Source organism: Citrobacter sp. Cy070, assembly GCF_030332245.1.
Lineage (GTDB): Bacteria > Pseudomonadota > Gammaproteobacteria > Enterobacterales > Enterobacteriaceae > Citrobacter > Citrobacter youngae.
Window position 1 is genome coordinate 65,148 of sequence record NZ_JAOWIG010000010.1, and the last position, 17,505, is coordinate 82,652.

The window sequence follows — 17,505 nt, forward strand, 5'->3', positions numbered from 1 at the left end:
TTACCTCACCAAAAAGAAGGGCTGACAGTGTGTCAGCCCTCTCGATTATAGCGGGTCTACTTTTAAGCAGGAAACCGCGTGTCGGAAACTCCCTTCAAGTACAGGACGCGTTTTCGCGCATTCTGGGCCGGCGATCGGACAACGTGTGCGGAACACACACCCCGAAGGCGGATTAATCGGGGAGGGTAACTCACCTTCCAGCAGTTGGATAACCTTGTTCCTCTCCATATCAGGATCGGGAATTGGCACCGCTGACATTAGTGCTTTGGTATAGGGATGCAGCGGATTATGGTACACCTCGTTATAGGTCCCCAACTCCACCGCATGTCCGAGATACATCACCAGCACACGATCGGAAATATGCTTAACCACTGCCAGGTCATGGGCAATGAAGATTAATGATAAGCCCATTTCACGCTGTAATTGCTGCAACAGGTTAACAACCTGCGCCTGAATCGACACATCCAGCGCGGATACAGGCTCATCACAAATTATCAGCTTCGGCTCAAGGATCAACGCGCGAGCAATACCAATACGCTGGCACTGCCCACCGGAAAACTCGTGCGGGTAGCGGTTAATCAGGTTAGGCAGTAACCCCACTTTCATCATCATCGCCTTTACGCGGTCACGGACTTCCTGCCCAGGCAGATTCGGGTGATAAGTCCGCAGCGGTTCGGCGATAATTTCACCGATGGTCATACGTGGGTTTAACGATGCCAGCGGATCCTGGAAAATCATCTGGATGTCACTGCGCACTGCCCGCCACTCATCGGGTTTCATGCCAAGCAAATCTTTGCCGAGCCAGGCGACTTTACCATCAGTCGCTTTTACCAGACCGATAATCGCACGCGCAAACGTCGATTTCCCGCAACCCGATTCCCCCACTACGCCTAATGTTTCTCCCTCATACAGACGTAGGGTCACGCCATCAACGGCTTTCAGCGTTTTCGACGGTTGCCAGAACCACTGTTTACCATCTTTGATGTCGAAATGGACTTTCAGATCGGCAATTTCGAGGAGTACTTTTCGTTGTTCGGTTACCGCATTCATACCAGTTCCTCCACTGGTTTAAAGCAGGCGCGCAGACGGCCCGGACTAAACTCTTCCAGTGGCGGAGCACTGTTACAGATTTCCATGGCATGCGGGCAACGGGGCTGGAACGGGCAGCCTTTCGGTAAACGCAACAGATTCGGCGGATTACCCGGGATAGTCAGCATTTCTTCCCCTTCGGCATCCAGACGCGGGACGGCATTAAGCAGGCCAATCGAATACGGATGAACCGGCTTATAAAAGACATCGCGCGCACTGCCATACTCCATCGTGCGTCCGGCATACATCACCAACACCTTGTCGCAAATACCAGCAACAACACCGAGGTCGTGAGTAATCATAATAATTGCGGTATTGAATTCACTTTTCAGCTCATTTAGCAGCGTCATGATTTGCGCCTGAACCGTGACATCCAGCGCAGTAGTGGGTTCATCGGCAATCAGTAACTTTGGCCTGCACAGAAGCGCCATGGCGATCATGACGCGCTGACGCATCCCGCCGGAGAATTCATGCGGATACATTTTCATACGCTTACGCGCTTCCGGCATTTTCACCGCATCCAGCATCCTGACTGATTCTTCAAAGGCTTCCGCTTTGCTCATGCCTTTGTGTAGCATCAGAACTTCCATTAACTGTTCGCCGACCCGCATATACGGATTCAGAGAAGTCATGGGATCCTGGAAGATCATCGAGATTTGCTCGGCGCGTAGCTTGTTCAGCTCACGCTCCGGTAAGTTCAGGATCTCACGACCGTTGAATGTAGCGGAGCCGCCAATCCGGCCATTTGCGGCCAGCAGGCCCATCAAGGCAAATGCAGTCTGCGACTTACCTGAACCAGACTCACCAACAATACCCAGCGTTTCCCCGGCGCGTAGTGAAAAGTTTAAATCGTTTACTGCAGTAACATCACCATCTGGGGTGGCAAACGTCACACGCAGATCGGTAACGTTTAGCAGTGCGTTAGCCTGTTGTTGCGCGAGCGGCGCGGTTGAGGTCTCAATTACGCTCATGGCGGCACTCCTTAACGGTCTTTCGGGTCGAGGGCATCACGCAGGCCATCGCCAATAAAGTTAAAACAAAATAGCGTCACCACCAGGAACCCTGCCGGAAACAGCAGTAACCATGGTGATACTTCCATCGAGTTGGCACCATCGCTGAGCAGTGCGCCCCAGCTACTTAGCGGCTCTTGTGTGCCAAGTCCCAGGAAGCTCAGGAACGATTCAAACAGGATCATGCTGGGCACCAGCAATGAAGCGTATACCACCACCACGCCCAGTACGTTCGGCACAATATGGCGGATAACGATGCGCACGGTAGATACCCCACCGACCTGGGCTGCTTCAATAAACTCTTTGCGCTTCAGGCTCAGCGTCTGGCCACGAACGATACGCGCCATATCCAGCCAGGAGACCATCCCAATCGCCACAAAGATTAACAGGATGTTTTGCCCAAAGAAGGTAACCAACAGAATAACGAAGAACATGAACGGGAAGGAGTTAAGGATTTCCAGCAGACGCATCATCACAGAGTCGATTTTGCCGCCCAGGTAACCCGACAGTGAACCGTACAGCGTGCCCACAATCACCGCCACCAGCGCCGCAGCAATCCCCACCATCAACGAGATCCGTCCACCAATAGCCACCCTCACCAGCAGATCACGGCCAGATGAGTCAGTGCCAAAATAGTGCCCAGACTCCGTATCAGGCGCGCTGGACATCATGCCCCAGTCAGTATCGAAGTAGGTAAACTGCGATAACATGGGTGCCAACGTCACAAACAGCGCAATAATAACCAGTACCACGAGGCTGGCTACTGCCGCTCGGTTATGCATAAAGCGTCGACGAGCGTCCTGCCACAGGCTGCGGCCTTCGACCTCCAGCTTCTCACTGAAATTCTCCAGCGCTTCGCTGTTTTTCTTACTTAACATCATAGCGAGCTCCAGTATCAGTAACGGATTTTCGGGTCGATTACGGCATACAGCACATCGACAATCGCGTTAAACACGATGGTCAGCGCGCCAACCAGAATGGTCAGGCTCAGTACCAGCGAGTAATCGCGGTTTAATGCGCCATTCACGAACAACTGCCCAATCCCCGGTAAACCATAGATAGTTTCAATAACCATCGAACCGGTAATGATGCCGACAAACGCGGGCCCCATATAGGACAACACCGGCAACAGCGCAGGTTTTAACGCATGGCGGAAAATAATCCGTCGCATCGGCAACCCTTTAGCACGCGCGGTCCGAATAAAGTTAGAGTGCAGCACTTCAATCATCGAGCCGCGGGTAATACGCGCAATACTGGCAATATAGGCCAGGGATAGCGCCACCATGGGCAGGATCATAAATTTCAGCGCCCCACCGTTCCAACCGCCACCGGGTAGCCATTTCAGTGTGATCGCAAATATCATGACTAATAAGGGGGCAACGACAAAACTGGGGATCACCACCCCGGTCATCGCCACCCCCATAACCGTATAATCCCAACGCGTGTTTTGCTTCAACGCGGCGATTACGCCCGCACTAACACCGATCACCACCGCCAGAATAAAGGCCGCAGCCCCCAGCTTCGCGGAAACCGGAAAGCTTGACGCGACCAGGTCATTAACGGTGTAGTCTTTATATTTAAAGGATGGTCCAAAATCACCGTGCGCCAGCTGTTTCAGATAGCTAAAGTACTGCGTTGAGATCGGATCATTAAGATGGTATTTCGCTTCAATATTCGCCAGAACTTCTGGCGGTAAGGCGCGCTCTCCGGTGAAAGGACTTCCCGGCGCAAGACGCATCATAAAGAATGAAATCGTAATAAGAATAAATAGTGTCGGAATCGCTTCCAGACAGCGGCGTAATATAAATTTCAACATTGCCCGTACCTTCTGGCGTGTGCCTTTATACCCGTCATACTTCAAGCTGCAGGTGCCTTGGCTTTGCTCGCTCACGCCAGTCACTTACTTAAGTAAGCTCCTGGCGATTCGCTGCGTTGCCGCCTTCCTGCAACGTGAATTATTTAGGGTATACCTCTCTTTGTCTAAAGAGGTATTTATAGTTCGAAGAAAAAGACACTGTAGGGCAACCTTAATCGCCCCACGTCTTGCCATTAATGCTTGATAATATACAAGTCTTTAACGTGGATATTATCCATCGGGTCTTTACCGGAGTATCCGCCTACCCAAGGTTTCACCAGACGGGCGTTGACGTAGTAGAACACCGGTACAATTGCAGAGTCTTTATCCAGCAGCTGTTCTGCTTGCGAATACAGTTCACTGCGCTGAGCATCATCAGTCGCTTTCAGGGTATCAGCAATCAACTTGTCAAATGCAGGGCTCTTATAGTGGACGGTGTTGTTGGAGCTATCGGACAGTACCATATTCAGGAAAGACGTCGGTTCGTTATAATCCGCACACCAGCCTGCGCGTGAAACATCATAGTTGCCCTGATGACGCGTATCGAGGAACGTCTTCCACTCCTGATTTTCCAGCTTCACATTCGCACCCAGATTTTTCTTCCAGATGGATGCCGCAGCGATAGCCAGCTTCTTGTGCAGATCGGAGGTGTTATACAGCAGATCAAAGGTCAACGGTTTTTCAGCGGTGAAGCCAGCTTCGGCCAGCAGTTTTTTCGCCTCTTCGTTACGTTTTTCCTGTGACCACTTGAACCACTCTGGCTCAACCAGTTTAGCGCCATCAGTATACGGCGGGGTAAAGCTATAGGCGGGCAGATCGCCCTGGTTTTTCACTTTGTTGACGATGATGTCACGATCCAGCGCCAGCTTCAGGGCGGTACGTACACGAACATCGTTGAACGGTGCTTTTTGGTTGTTAATTTCGTAATAGTAGGTGCACAGATAAGGATCAACGTGAACTTCGTTCGGGATCTCTTTTTTCAGTTTCTGGAATAACTCAATCGGCATGTTGTTATAGGTCATGTCGATTTCACCGCTGCGATAGCGGTTCACGTCAGTCACTTCAGAAGAAATTGGCAGGTATGTGACCTGGTTAATAATGGTTTTCGCGTTGTCCCAGTAGTGAGTATTACGCTCAAGTACAATACGCTCGTTGACAACCCAGTCTTTCAGTTTATAAGAGCCGTTAGAAACGATGTTAGCGGGCTGGGTCCATTTTTCACCGAATTTTTCCACCACGGCTTTAGGCACAGGGGAAAGAGAAGAGTGCACAAGGAGTTTGTAGAAATAAGGAACAGGTTCACTCAGAGTCACTTCAAAGGTATGGTCATCAATCGCTTTTACACCGAGATCGGTAACTGGCTTCTTACCAGCGATGATGTCATCAATATTGACAATATGTCCGTACTGTAAATAGCTGGCGTACGGTGAAGCAGTATTGGGGTTCGCCAGACGTTGCCAGCTATAGACGAAATCTTGTGCGGTAACAGGCGTTCCATCAGACCATTTAGCGTCTTTACGCAGATGGAATGTCCAGACTTTAAAATCTTTATTTTCCCATTTATCAGCCACACCCGGCGATGGTTTGCCATCAACGTCACTGATTAATAAACCTTCAAATAAATCACGGCTAATGTTGGATTCCGGCACACCTTCGATTTTATGCGGATCGAGTGACTGAACTTCCGAACCATTATTACGCACCAGAGTCTGCTTCTCAGCCAACTGAACGCCTGCTGGTACCACTGCTGCTGTAGCAACATTTCCAGCGATTAGCGCAGTTAGGATCCCCGCAGCTACTAAACTTTTTTTAGTGATGTTAGTCATTGTGTTTGTACTCCCTCATTATTATGGCTGGTTTTATAACCAGACTGTTAATCCTGTCAGGATCCCTGTACGACACCGGAGATTTTCTGCCGTCAGGTGTTTTTTTGTTTACTGCTCGCTATCACCGACTTTATTTATTCTGGCGATTCGTTTGATCGCCTTGCGTCGATTATCTACGTGCCTCCCCTGCCGGAAGCACGCTATTACCCTGTTGAGAGAGATCAAATGAAAATTATTCTCATCAACGTGAAATCTTCTGCTAAATACCTGGCCGGAAAGTATCAAATGCGTTTCTTCACCGCCAATACATTTTACAGATTTGTTAACCAATTCTCTTTTATCGAAAAAAAAACGCACAACAAAAGCATTGATACGGCAATTTTTTAACGATAAAATCAATTAATTCAATGCGTTACGTGAGACACTCGACTCATCGCCCTGTCCGGCATCGAAGAGACGTCAAAATGCACATAAATTTAACAATTGGTTATTAATTAGCACATTCATCTAAATTAGGTGCTGAAATAACTAATAACATTTCGATAATCCTTCAGCAAGCCCAAGAGTATGATGTTAATAAAATAACAATGCTGCCCTGGTTCATCTGTTCTGCTGAAAAGATAATTGTGTTGAAAATCAATACATAAAAATGCAGTGGTTATCAGCATCTTTTATTACTGCTATGGCGCGTTTCAACTTTAGTGAGAAGTTTTACTGATAATGGTGGGAAACGGAGCCCGGGAGCAGCTCCGTTTATATTGATTCGGTGGATTCAGGCAAGTAAACCCGGGAAAATGGATTTGATCCCGGTCACAATGAACTCAATGCCCAACGCCATGAGTAACAACCCCATAATACGCGTAATGACGTTGATGCCCGTTTGGCCCAGCAGGCGAACTAACCACGGCGCCATACGAAACAATCCCCAACAGCACAGCGCAAACAGCGCAATCGCCACGAAAAAGCCGAACAGATTAATAGCACTATGGTAACGCGTGCCCCAGACGATCGTTGAGCTTATTGCCCCCGGCCCCGCCATTAACGGCAGCGCTAACGGGACTACGCCAATGCTCTCGCGTATCGCCGTCTCCGACTTTTCCTGCTTGTTTTGCTTATCTTCCCCAAGTTTTCCGCTGATCATCGACATCGCGATAGTCACGACCAGGATACCACCGGCAATCCTGAACGAATCAATTGAGATACCAAACAATTGCAGAATTCCATCCCCCAGAAACAGAGAGATCCACAGAATGATAGCAACCGACAGGTTTGCCGTAAGGTTGGTTTTATTTCGTGCGGCAGCGGTCTGGTAGCTGGTCATGCTGATAAAGACAGGGATGATCCCTACCGGGTTGACCAATGCAAATAACCCAATGAAAAATTTAAAATAAACAGGAAAATCGAATAGCGTATGGATCACGGTTAGCTCCGAAGCGTTAGCCGGATAAAATGAGTCATAAAATTGATGAAATCCGCGCTGAAGATACGCCTTTTGTCAGCATACTTCACCTGCTATCTGCGTATATCTACGTAAATACGCTACCATTACTCAGTGTTATTAATATGTATTAAATATGCTAATGTTAACCTCATTCATTACATCAATTTTTTAACACTTACCAAGAAACGCTAAAAGGGCCTGCTGAAAGGTGTCAGCTTTGCGGAAACTTGATCCAGATCACGCAATTACTACTCAGAAGTGAGTAATCTTGCTTACGCCACCTGGAGGTAACGCGTTAGAGTTAAATGACGCTAACGCATAAGCTCTTTTAGTAAATCAAAGTAAAGTGGACGTTAATTAACCGTTTGATTTTCAAACCGTTATACAATTTTTCGTCGGTCTGTCTATACTCTCGTATCGAGCAGATGATTTACTAAAAAAGTTTAACATTATCAGGAGAGCATTATGGCTGTTACTAATGTCGCTGAACTTAACGCACTTGTAGAGCGCGTAAAAAAAGCCCAGCGTGAATATGCCAGTTTCACTCAAGAACAGGTTGACAAAATCTTCCGCGCCGCCGCTCTGGCAGCCGCAGACGCTCGAATCCCTCTCGCGAAAATGGCCGTTGCCGAATCCGGCATGGGCATCGTCGAAGACAAAGTGATCAAAAACCACTTTGCTTCCGAATACATTTACAACGCTTATAAAGATGAAAAGACCTGTGGTGTTCTGTCTGAAGACGACACTTTCGGTACTATCACCATCGCTGAACCGATTGGTATCATCTGCGGTATCGTTCCGACCACTAACCCGACATCTACTGCTATCTTCAAATCGCTGATCAGCCTGAAGACGCGTAACGCCATCATCTTCTCTCCACATCCGCGTGCTAAAGATGCCACTAACAAAGCGGCTGACATCGTTCTGCAGGCTGCTATCGCTGCTGGCGCACCGAAAGATCTGATCGGCTGGATCGATCAACCTTCCGTTGAACTGTCTAATGCTCTGATGCATCACCCGGACATCAACCTAATCCTTGCGACCGGCGGTCCAGGCATGGTTAAAGCAGCATACAGCTCCGGTAAACCAGCAATCGGTGTAGGTGCAGGTAACACCCCGGTTGTTATTGACGAAACTGCGGATATTAAGCGCGCAGTTGCTTCTGTTCTGATGTCTAAAACCTTCGATAACGGCGTAATCTGTGCTTCTGAACAGTCCGTTGTTGTTGTTGACTCTGTATACGATGCAGTTCGTGAACGTTTCGCTAGCCACGGCGGCTACATGCTGCAGGGTAAAGAGCTGAAAGCTGTTCAGGACGTTATCCTGAAAAATGGCGCACTGAACGCCGCTATCGTTGGTCAGCCGGCATATAAAATTGCTGAACTGGCAGGCTTCTCGGTTCCGGAAACAACTAAGATCCTGATCGGTGAAGTGAAAGTTGTTGATGAAAGCGAGCCGTTTGCTCACGAAAAACTGTCCCCGACGCTGGCGATGTACCGTGCGAAAGATTTCGAAGATGCGGTAGACAAAGCAGAGAAACTGGTTGCGATGGGTGGTATCGGCCACACTTCTTGCCTGTACACTGACCAGGACAACCAACCAGAACGCGTTGCTTACTTCGGTCAGATGATGAAAACTGCGCGTATCCTGATTAACACCCCGGCTTCACAGGGTGGTATCGGCGACCTGTACAACTTTAAGCTCGCACCTTCCCTGACTCTGGGTTGTGGTTCCTGGGGTGGTAACTCCATCTCTGAAAACGTTGGTCCTAAGCACCTGATCAACAAGAAAACCGTTGCTAAGCGAGCTGAAAACATGTTGTGGCACAAACTTCCGAAATCTATCTACTTCCGTCGTGGCTCACTGCCAATCGCGCTGGATGAAGTGATTACCGATGGTCACAAACGTGCTCTGATCGTGACCGACCGCTTCCTGTTTAACAACGGTTATGCAGACCAGATCACCTCCGTTCTGAAAGCAGCCGGCGTTGAAACCGAAGTGTTCTTTGAAGTTGAAGCTGACCCGACTCTGACCGTTGTTCGTAAAGGTGCTGAGCTGGCTAACTCCTTCAAGCCTGACGTTATCATCGCACTGGGCGGTGGTTCCCCGATGGACGCCGCGAAAATCATGTGGGTGATGTACGAACATCCGGAAACCCATTTCGAAGAGCTGGCGCTGCGCTTTATGGACATCCGTAAACGTATCTATAAGTTCCCGAAAATGGGCGTGAAAGCGAAAATGATCGCCGTCACCACCACTTCCGGTACTGGTTCTGAAGTGACTCCGTTTGCGGTTGTTACCGACGATGCAACGGGTCAGAAATACCCGCTGGCTGACTACGCATTGACCCCAGACATGGCAATTGTCGATGCCAACCTGGTTATGGATATGCCGAAATCACTGTGTGCATTCGGTGGTCTGGATGCGGTGACTCACGCTCTGGAAGCTTACGTTTCCGTACTGGCATCTGAATTCTCTGACGGTCAGGCTCTGCAAGCGCTGAAACTGCTGAAAGAAAACCTGCCTGCGTCCTACCATGAAGGTTCTAAGAACCCGGTAGCGCGTGAGCGTGTTCACAGTGCCGCAACCATCGCCGGTATTGCGTTTGCTAACGCCTTCCTGGGTGTATGTCACTCAATGGCGCACAAGCTGGGTTCTCAGTTCCACATTCCTCACGGTCTGGCGAACGCCCTGCTGATCAGCAACGTCATTCGTTATAACGCGAACGACAACCCGACTAAACAGACTGCTTTCAGCCAGTATGATCGTCCGCAAGCTCGTCGTCGCTACGCCGAAATCGCAGACCATCTGGGTTTAAGCGCACCGGGCGACCGTACTGCGGCTAAAATCCAGAAACTGCTGGCATGGCTGGAAGAAATCAAAGCTGAACTGGGTATTCCTAAATCTATCCGTGAAGCTGGCGTTCAGGAAGCTGACTTCCTGGCACACGTCGACAAACTGTCTGAGGATGCGTTTGACGACCAGTGCACCGGTGCTAACCCGCGTTACCCGCTGATTTCTGAACTCAAACAGATCCTGCTGGATACGTACTACGGTCGTGAGTATAGTGAAGGTGAAACTGCTGCTAAAACTGAGCCAGCAGCAGCGCCTAAAGCTGAGAAAAAAGCGAAAAAATCCGCTTAATGCACTCACATAAGTTTTAGTATCTTCATAAACGGCCCTTTGGGGCCGTTTTTTTTTGCCATACTCAGCGAAAATCAGACTATGCAGACGCCAGCCACCGAGGTGAAAAGGCGTAAGGGAAATAGGTGTGAAAGTGGCACCAGAAGGCAATACGCAGGGTATCGCTTCTGGCTAAAACAGAGGCCTACCCTGCGATTTTAACTCAGCAGGAGAACAGAGGAGGGTTAATCGTGGCTGTGACGTTCCTGAATGGCCGTCAGAGAGCCTTCAGACTGTGCTTCCTTATAATGCTTGCGGCACACCGATACATAGCGTTCATTTCCGCCTATAACGACCTGCTCTCCTTCGTTATAAGGCCTTCCGGCCTGATCAAGGCGTAATACCATGCTGGCCTTACGGCCACAGAAACAAATAGTTTTTAATTCAACCAGCTTATCTGACCATGCAAGCAGGTATTCGCTACCACCGAAGAGTTCACCACGAAAATCAGTGCGTAAGCCATAACACAACACGGGAATATCCAGTTGATCAACAACCTCTGATAATTCATAAACCTGCTGTCGCGTCAGAAACTGAGACTCATCAACCAGCACGCAGTGAATTCGTTGCTGCGCATTCTCCGCACGAATCTCCTCGAACAATGATGAATTTTGGTTAAACAATTTTGCAGGTGACGACAGGCCTATACGTGAACTTACTTTTCCCGCGCCAAAACGGTCATCAATTTCCGCTGTATATACAACGGCACGCATCCCACGTTCCTGATAATTGTATGAAGATTGCAGCAATGCCGTCGACTTGCCTGCATTCATTGCAGAATAGTAAAAATAAAGCTGTGCCATTGTGTATCGGCCCTCACCGGGGAAAATAAATATGGGCAGGATTGTATCATATTTCACAAACATGTCGGTGCAGCGTGACATCCGGGATGTATAAAAGAACGTGCGAACATCGCCCTGTTTCGTCTAAATACCCCGCTGCGCGGAAGTGTCCTTGAGTACTTTCTCAAGTGTACGATAGAGTGAAAGTCCGCTGCCAAAGCACAAACAACCTGAAGTATGATGAGTATATACACACTCTTTCACAAATAGTGCTCCTGAAATTCATCAACGTCACTTATCATCACAGCGCAATAAAGAAACCCTGCCCTTATTGTTATTGCATCTAACGATAGCCACCTTGTAATAGGGGATTCCCGTAAGCAAAACTAATACAAAAGGTTGAAATCACTGCAAAGAGATACTATTTGTACACCATGAAATGTGACCTGAATCTTGAATTTTTACTCGCTGCAGCCATGAAGCCCGCATACCAATAAGCCTTTTTTATGCCCGACATCGTCGTAAAATTAAGACAGAACAATTAATACAGACACTAAATAAAGAGCAATTTTGAATTCCTTACATTCCTGGCTATTGCACAACTGAATTTATCGCTCTATTATTAGCTCAACAAACCACCCCCAATATAAGTTTGAGATTACTACAATGAGCGAAGCACTTAAAATTCTGAACAACATCCGTACTCTTCGTGCGCAGGCGAGAGAATGTACTCTGGAAACGCTTGAAGAAATGCTGGAAAAATTAGAAGTTGTAGTTAGCGAGCGTCGCGAAGAAGAAAGCGCTGCGGCTGCTGAAGTTGAAGAGCGTACTCGTAAACTGCAACAATATCGTGAAATGCTGATTGCTGATGGTATTGATCCGAACGAACTGCTGAATAGCATGGCAGCGGTTAAGTCCGGTACCAAAGCTAAACGCGCAGCGCGTCCGGCTAAATATAGCTACGTTGACGAAAACGGTGAAACTAAAACCTGGACTGGCCAGGGTCGTACACCGGCTGTGATCAAAAAAGCGATGGAAGAACAAGGTAAACAACTGGACGATTTCCTGATCAAGGAATAATTCAGAAATAGTTTGCTTAAAATCCCGCCACTGGCGGGATTTTTTTTACCCGTACTTCGCACATCGCCCTACCCAAATTAGGTATAAAAAAACGGCGCTGGATTAGCAGCGCCGTTCTGTCCTTATAATACCGCGAGGTTACTTCTTAATACCCATCTCATCTTCAAGCCACGCTTTAAATTCAGCGCCAAGCGTATTATGGCGAATACCATATTCAACAAACGCCTGCATATAGCCCAGCTTATTACCACAGTCATGGCTTTTACCCTTCATGTGATAGGCTTCTACCGTTTCTTTTTCGATCAGCATATCGATAGCATCGGTCAGCTGAATTTCATCACCTGCTCCCGGAGGTGTTTTTGCCAGCAGAGGCCAGATATCCGCACTGAGAACATAACGCCCCACAACGGCCAGATTAGATGGCGCAACGTCTGCTTTCGGTTTTTCTACCACGCCAACCATCGGTACGCTTTCACCAGGCGTTAATTCAACGCCCTTGCAATCAACAACGCCATAAGCCGTTACGTCTGCTACAGGCTCCACCATAATCTGGCTGCTGCCTGTTTCATCAAAACGGTGGATCATTTCAGCAAGGTTGTCACGGGATAAATCAGATTCGTATTCGTCAAGAATAACGTCCGGCAGGATGACCGCAACGGGTTCATCGCCAACAACCGGATGGGCACACAATACCGCGTGCCCCAGACCTTTTGCCAGCCCCTGACGCACCTGCATAATAGTGACATGCGGAGGGCAAATAGATTGCACTTCTTCCAGAAGCTGACGTTTTACGCGCTTTTCAAGCATCGCTTCAAGTTCAAAGCTGGTATCAAAGTGGTTTTCAATTGAATTTTTAGACGAGTGAGTCACGAGTACAATTTCAGTGATGCCCGCAGCAATACATTCGTTCACGACGTACTGAATTAATGGCTTATCAACCAACGGTAGCATCTCTTTCGGGATTGCCTTCGTAGCCGGTAACATCCTGGTTCCTAATCCCGCAACCGGGATAACGGCCTTTTTGACTTTTGAATTAAGGGCAGCCATTTAAAACTCTCCTGGACTGTTCATGTATTGAACATGTTCATCAATCTGTTTCGCATCCGAGTATATCAGTACCGCAGTAAGCTTCAGGTCTGAAAAGGACGCGCGTCGGTATAATTAAGATAAATACGTATAAATCTGGCGCTGATAGTAGCACTCGCCGCGTGAGGGAGGTGAGCCAATTTGATTCCCCTACCTGTCAATTGTTCATTCCGCAGACAACATCAGGCGCAAACGACCGCCTGCCCCCCAGATTTGGCATTGCCAGGACTCACTACGCTGGCTCAGTTGATTAAGATACGCATTACCTAAGGTACCCAGCGGAACACCATTACTGATTTGTACATTATGTGAACCTGTATTTAATGTCGCATTCAGCCCTGCTGATACCAAAATCAGGTTTTTTAATCCGCTGTGATAATAGCCCACCAGCAAAGGAAACTGTCCTGGTAAATTAGCCTGACGCAGTAAATGATTCACCTGCTTCAATAACGCACCCAGCTCCGGCAATCGTTGATTTTGATGTGCCAACTGTTCCTGTAGCAAACCGTTAAATAGCGCACGCAGTAGTAATGCCGCCAGGACGCCATTATCACCGGCCCTTGTCACATCCAGACAATAAAACGCGAGATCATGGTCTGAGAGCGGCGCAATATCCAGAACCAGCCCTGGCTGATCGGCGGCGACCAACTGGCGGTAGTTAACCCGACAATGCGAGATGACCTGCGACACTGGGGGCTGCAATTCTTGTAACAGTTTTGCAGCAGCTGCAGGATCGCCCACCATCGCATCCCAGTCGCGAAACAGCCGCTCTTCCTCTTCCACACGAGAATTAAACATATTGGGATAAAGACACGCAAAAACGGTTTCTCGCAGGCGGTTAAGGTCCTTCACGGGCTTTAAAAGAACATCATCCACACCGAGTCGTAATGCTTTGGCAATATCGGCCATATTTTCCGTTGCGGAGATCACCAGAATAGGCGTCTGATCGCCACGATTACGCAGATACTCAACCAGTTTAAGGCCGTTCATTCTCGGCATAGCGAGATCGCAAATCATCAGGTCGGGGGTGAAGCGCCCCAGTAACTCCAGCGCATCAAGCCCGTCTCCCGCTACTGCTGTTGTCGCTCCCAAAGAGGAAAACCATGAATCCAGAAGCGAGCGAAATACCGGCTCATCTTCAACGATAAGAATCTGTTTTCCGACCAATGGCTGCGTCATATTCTCCCCCCTGACTGGCTTTAGTAAATAGTGGCATGCTATTGCAACTCACGCCTGTCAGAATTTGCTTAAGTGTTGATGAAAAATGCGTTAAACGTTGGTTTTTACCAGGGGCAGAAGCTCATCCATTTTCTTCTCGACCGCTAACTGCCCGGCAGCAATTGCAGCACTGGCGCGATGGAAATCCAGCGTAGATATTTGCGGACAAAACGGCTGAATCAGAATATCAGGTGGATCTCCAGCCATACGGTTGCGCTTGAGACGGTTTTCCAGAACCTGAATCGAGGTCGTCATGATCTCCATCGCCGTAGGTGCCGTGACTGCACGCCGGGCCGTAATGTTGCTCAAACGTTCTTTCAGGCGGGCATGCCATGACAGCTCATCATCATCGTTCGATTCGGTTTCACTATTGACGTTGAAGGAGAGCAGATCCTGTTGCATCAGGTGCGCATCATGTTGCAGGTCGACTGCAATAACGATATCGGCCCCCAACGCACGCGTCAGGGAGACAGGTACAGGGTTCACCACCGCGCCATCAACCAGCCAATAACCATTATGCGCCACAGGTGACATCAGGCCAGGAATACTGCAGGAGGCACGGACGGCAAGATGCAAATCACCTTCGGTAAACCAGAGTTCACGGCCCGTACTTAGATTGGTTGCGACAGTAGCAAAACGACGTGAGCATTGTTCGATAGATTCTACCGGCATGACATTCCGATACTGATTGAATACCCGTTCGCCGCGCAATAATCCGCCCCTGCGCCACGAGAGATCCATGAGGCGTAAAACATCCCAGTAACTGAAGGAGCAAACCCACTGTTCAAGCGCGGGGAGTTTGTTACATGCGTAGGCGGCTCCGACCAGTGAGCCAATGGAACACCCTGCCACAATATCAATATCAATGCCCATGTGTTTCAGGGCTTTGATCACACCAATATGCGACCAGCCGCGTGCTGCGCCGGAACCTAGCGCCAGCCCAATTTTTATTTTTCTCATTATACCTACAGACGTCCCCTGGCTTGCAGACGTAGCAACATCGCCACGGCTCAGTTAACATAGTGCCACCCTGGCGTTTTTACGCCGTTTTTTTATTCCAGGGAGTACTTTGTGTCTCAGCTTTGTCCCTGTGGTAGCGCTGTCGAGTATAGCCTATGTTGCTACCGTTATGTGTCCGGTGCACAAGTAGCACCTACGCCGTCACATCTCATGCGTTCTCGTTACTGTGCTTTTGTGATGAAAGACGCAGATTACCTCATCAAAACCTGGCATCCAGATTGTCATGCCGCCGATTTCCGGGATGACATTATTGCAGGATTTACCCATACCGAATGGCTGGGACTGACCGTTTTTGAACAGCAGACGGCAGAAACCGACAATATCGGCTATGTCAGTTTTGTCGCACGGTTTTCTGAACAGGGAAAAACAGGCGCAATTATCGAACGCTCTCGTTTTTTAAAAGAAAACGGTCAGTGGTACTATATCGATGGTACACGCCCGCAAATTGGACGAAACGATACCTGCCCTTGTGGCTCCGGTAAAAAATTTAAAAAGTGCTGCGGCTAATCAACGCCCGACAGTATCAATTATGCAAACATTCTCAACAGGATCTCCGCTGCAAATGCATTCATTACAACGAAAAGTGCTGCGTACAATTTGCCCGGACCAAAAAGGTCTGATCGCGCGCATTACTAACATCTGTTACAAGCACGAACTGAACATCGTGCAGAATAATGAGTTCGTGGACCACCGTACCGGGCGTTTTTTCATGCGCACCGAGCTGGAAGGCATTTTTAACGATGTCACACTGCTGACCGATCTGGACAGCGCGCTACCAGAAGGTTCCATTCGCGAGCTTACGCCTGCGGGACGGCGCCGCATCGTTATTTTAGTCACCAAAGAAGCCCACTGTTTGGGCGATCTGTTAATGAAGGCCAATTACGGCGGACTGGATGTTGAAATTGCCGCGGTTATCGGCAACCACGACACGCTGCGTTCCCTGGTTGAGCGTTTTGATATTCCTTTTGAGCTGGTCAGCCACGAAGGATTAACGCGTGACGAACATGACCAGAAAATGGCCGATGCTATCGACGCACATCAGCCAGACTATGTCGTGCTGGCAAAATATATGCGTGTCCTGACGCCGACATTTGTTTCTCGCTTCCCAAATAAAATTATCAATATCCACCACTCATTCCTGCCAGCGTTTATTGGTGCTCGCCCGTACCATCAGGCCTATGACCGCGGTGTGAAGATCATCGGTGCGACGGCGCATTATGTGAATGATAACCTCGATGAAGGTCCGATCATCATGCAGGACGTGATTCATGTGGATCATACCTATACCGCAGAGGATATGATGCGTGCCGGTCGTGACGTTGAAAAAAACGTATTAAGCCGCGCGCTGTATCAGGTTCTCGCGCAGCGTGTCTTTGTTTACGGTAACCGAACGATTATTCTGTAATCGATTGATAATTTTATTGGTTACCTTTACATCTTTACGCGTAAAAATCAGGCAACCAGTTCTTTTTTATCAACGGAATGCTTTACAGGGGCGCATCATTTGATATGATGCGCCCCGCTTCCAAAGGAAGCAGGCCAGTAACATAGCATTACCCCGTGGTGGGGTTCCCGAGCGGCCAAAGGGAGCAGACTGTAAATCTGCCGTCATCGACTTCGAAGGTTCGAATCCTTCCCCCACCACCATCTTCTCTTGTAAGACTTTACTAAATCATATCTCAATGCCTTATATTCTACCCAGCCGGGAAGGATGAGAAGCTTCGACTAAGGTTCGATTCGAGCGTAGCGAGAAAGCGTTGCCGCAGGCAACGACCCGAAGGGCGAAGCGCGCAGCGCTGAGTCATCCTTCCCCCACCACCATCACTTCATATAGCACCAACACCAAGTCCATCTGCAATCCCCCATATTCTGCCCTCAATACGTGCCAGCAATTTGCCTGATGCGCTACGCTTAT

Annotated in this window: 14 protein-coding genes, 1 tRNA gene and 1 other RNA gene; 6 read left to right on the plus strand and 10 right to left on the minus strand. The window is 48.7% G+C overall.

What is annotated here, in order from left to right; genetic code table 11:
- Positions 1 to 45: 45 nt before the first annotated feature.
- From oppF to ychE, 6 genes are all read right to left on the minus strand, one after another.
- On the minus strand, positions 46 to 1,050 hold the full coding sequence (oppF, locus tag OGY19_RS01455; RefSeq protein ID WP_115601917.1) for a murein tripeptide/oligopeptide ABC transporter ATP-binding protein OppF: 1,005 nt from the start codon (positions 1,048 to 1,050) through the stop codon (positions 46 to 48).
- A complete protein-coding gene (oppD, locus tag OGY19_RS01460) occupies positions 1,047 to 2,060 on the minus strand; it encodes a murein tripeptide/oligopeptide ABC transporter ATP-binding protein OppD (protein ID WP_005126407.1) in 1,014 nt (337 codons plus the stop codon). Before oppD ends, oppF begins: the two co-directional genes overlap by 4 nt.
- 11 nt (positions 2,061 to 2,071) lie before the next feature.
- Positions 2,072 to 2,980, minus strand: a complete 909-nt coding sequence (oppC, locus tag OGY19_RS01465) for an oligopeptide ABC transporter permease OppC (protein WP_115601916.1) — start codon at positions 2,978 to 2,980, stop codon at positions 2,072 to 2,074.
- Positions 2,981 to 2,994: 14 nt separating this feature from the next.
- Positions 2,995 to 3,915: an oligopeptide ABC transporter permease OppB gene (oppB, locus tag OGY19_RS01470; protein ID WP_005126405.1), complete on the minus strand. Its 921-nt coding sequence runs from the start codon at positions 3,913 to 3,915 to the stop codon at positions 2,995 to 2,997.
- 233 nt (positions 3,916 to 4,148) lie between these two features.
- Positions 4,149 to 5,780 (minus strand): oligopeptide ABC transporter substrate-binding protein OppA, encoded by a 1,632-nt coding sequence (oppA, locus tag OGY19_RS01475; protein ID WP_048211480.1) that lies wholly within the window; start codon positions 5,778 to 5,780, stop codon positions 4,149 to 4,151.
- Between the two features lie 772 nt (positions 5,781 to 6,552).
- Positions 6,553 to 7,200: an NAAT family transporter YchE gene (gene ychE, locus OGY19_RS01480; protein WP_048211478.1), complete on the minus strand. Its 648-nt coding sequence runs from the start codon at positions 7,198 to 7,200 to the stop codon at positions 6,553 to 6,555.
- A gap of 486 nt (positions 7,201 to 7,686) precedes the next feature.
- Here ychE and adhE point away from each other — a divergent pair, with 486 nt between their 5' ends.
- Positions 7,687 to 10,365 carry a bifunctional acetaldehyde-CoA/alcohol dehydrogenase gene (adhE, locus tag OGY19_RS01485; protein WP_115601914.1) on the plus strand — a complete coding sequence of 893 codons (2,679 nt, stop codon included), beginning with the start codon at positions 7,687 to 7,689 and terminating at the stop codon, positions 10,363 to 10,365.
- 224 nt (positions 10,366 to 10,589) lie between these two features.
- Here the strand turns inward: adhE and tdk are convergent, their stop codons facing one another.
- On the minus strand, positions 10,590 to 11,207 hold the full coding sequence (gene tdk, locus OGY19_RS01490) for a thymidine kinase (protein WP_005126397.1): 618 nt from the start codon (positions 11,205 to 11,207) through the stop codon (positions 10,590 to 10,592).
- A 645-nt stretch (positions 11,208 to 11,852) separates the two neighbouring features.
- Between tdk and hns the strand changes: the two genes are divergently transcribed.
- Positions 11,853 to 12,266: a histone-like nucleoid-structuring protein H-NS gene (gene hns / locus OGY19_RS01495; RefSeq protein WP_003020723.1), complete on the plus strand. Its 414-nt coding sequence runs from the start codon at positions 11,853 to 11,855 to the stop codon at positions 12,264 to 12,266.
- A gap of 138 nt (positions 12,267 to 12,404) precedes the next feature.
- Here the strand turns inward: hns and galU are convergent, their stop codons facing one another.
- The 3 genes from galU to rssA form a co-directional block, all read right to left on the minus strand.
- Entirely contained in the window at positions 12,405 to 13,313 is a 909-nt protein-coding gene (galU, locus tag OGY19_RS01500) for a UTP--glucose-1-phosphate uridylyltransferase GalU (RefSeq protein ID WP_045443617.1), read from the minus strand.
- 204 nt (positions 13,314 to 13,517) lie between these two features.
- A complete protein-coding gene (gene rssB / locus OGY19_RS01505; RefSeq protein ID WP_061068012.1) occupies positions 13,518 to 14,531 on the minus strand; it encodes a two-component system response regulator RssB in 1,014 nt (337 codons plus the stop codon).
- A 90-nt stretch (positions 14,532 to 14,621) separates the two neighbouring features.
- The gene (rssA, locus tag OGY19_RS01510; RefSeq protein ID WP_048211475.1) at positions 14,622 to 15,530 is read right to left on the minus strand and encodes a patatin-like phospholipase RssA; all 909 of its coding nucleotides are present in this window, start codon (positions 15,528 to 15,530) and stop codon (positions 14,622 to 14,624) included.
- 111 nt (positions 15,531 to 15,641) lie between these two features.
- On the opposite strand from rssA, the gene OGY19_RS01515 reads away from it, so the two are divergent.
- The 4 genes from OGY19_RS01515 to OGY19_RS01530 all read left to right on the plus strand — a co-directional run bounded on the left by OGY19_RS01515 (position 15,642) and on the right by OGY19_RS01530 (position 17,411).
- Positions 15,642 to 16,097, plus strand: coding sequence for a YchJ family protein (locus tag OGY19_RS01515; protein ID WP_061068013.1), 456 nt, complete (start codon positions 15,642 to 15,644; stop codon positions 16,095 to 16,097).
- Between the two features lie 55 nt (positions 16,098 to 16,152).
- Complete coding sequence (purU, locus tag OGY19_RS01520) at positions 16,153 to 16,995, plus strand: formyltetrahydrofolate deformylase (protein WP_048211473.1); 843 nt, start codon at positions 16,153 to 16,155, stop codon at positions 16,993 to 16,995.
- 157 nt (positions 16,996 to 17,152) lie between these two features.
- Positions 17,153 to 17,237, plus strand: a tRNA-Tyr gene (locus OGY19_RS01525).
- Positions 17,238 to 17,280: 43 nt separating this feature from the next.
- Positions 17,281 to 17,411: non-coding RNA, RtT sRNA (locus tag OGY19_RS01530), on the plus strand.
- Positions 17,412 to 17,505: the final 94 nt, after the last annotated feature.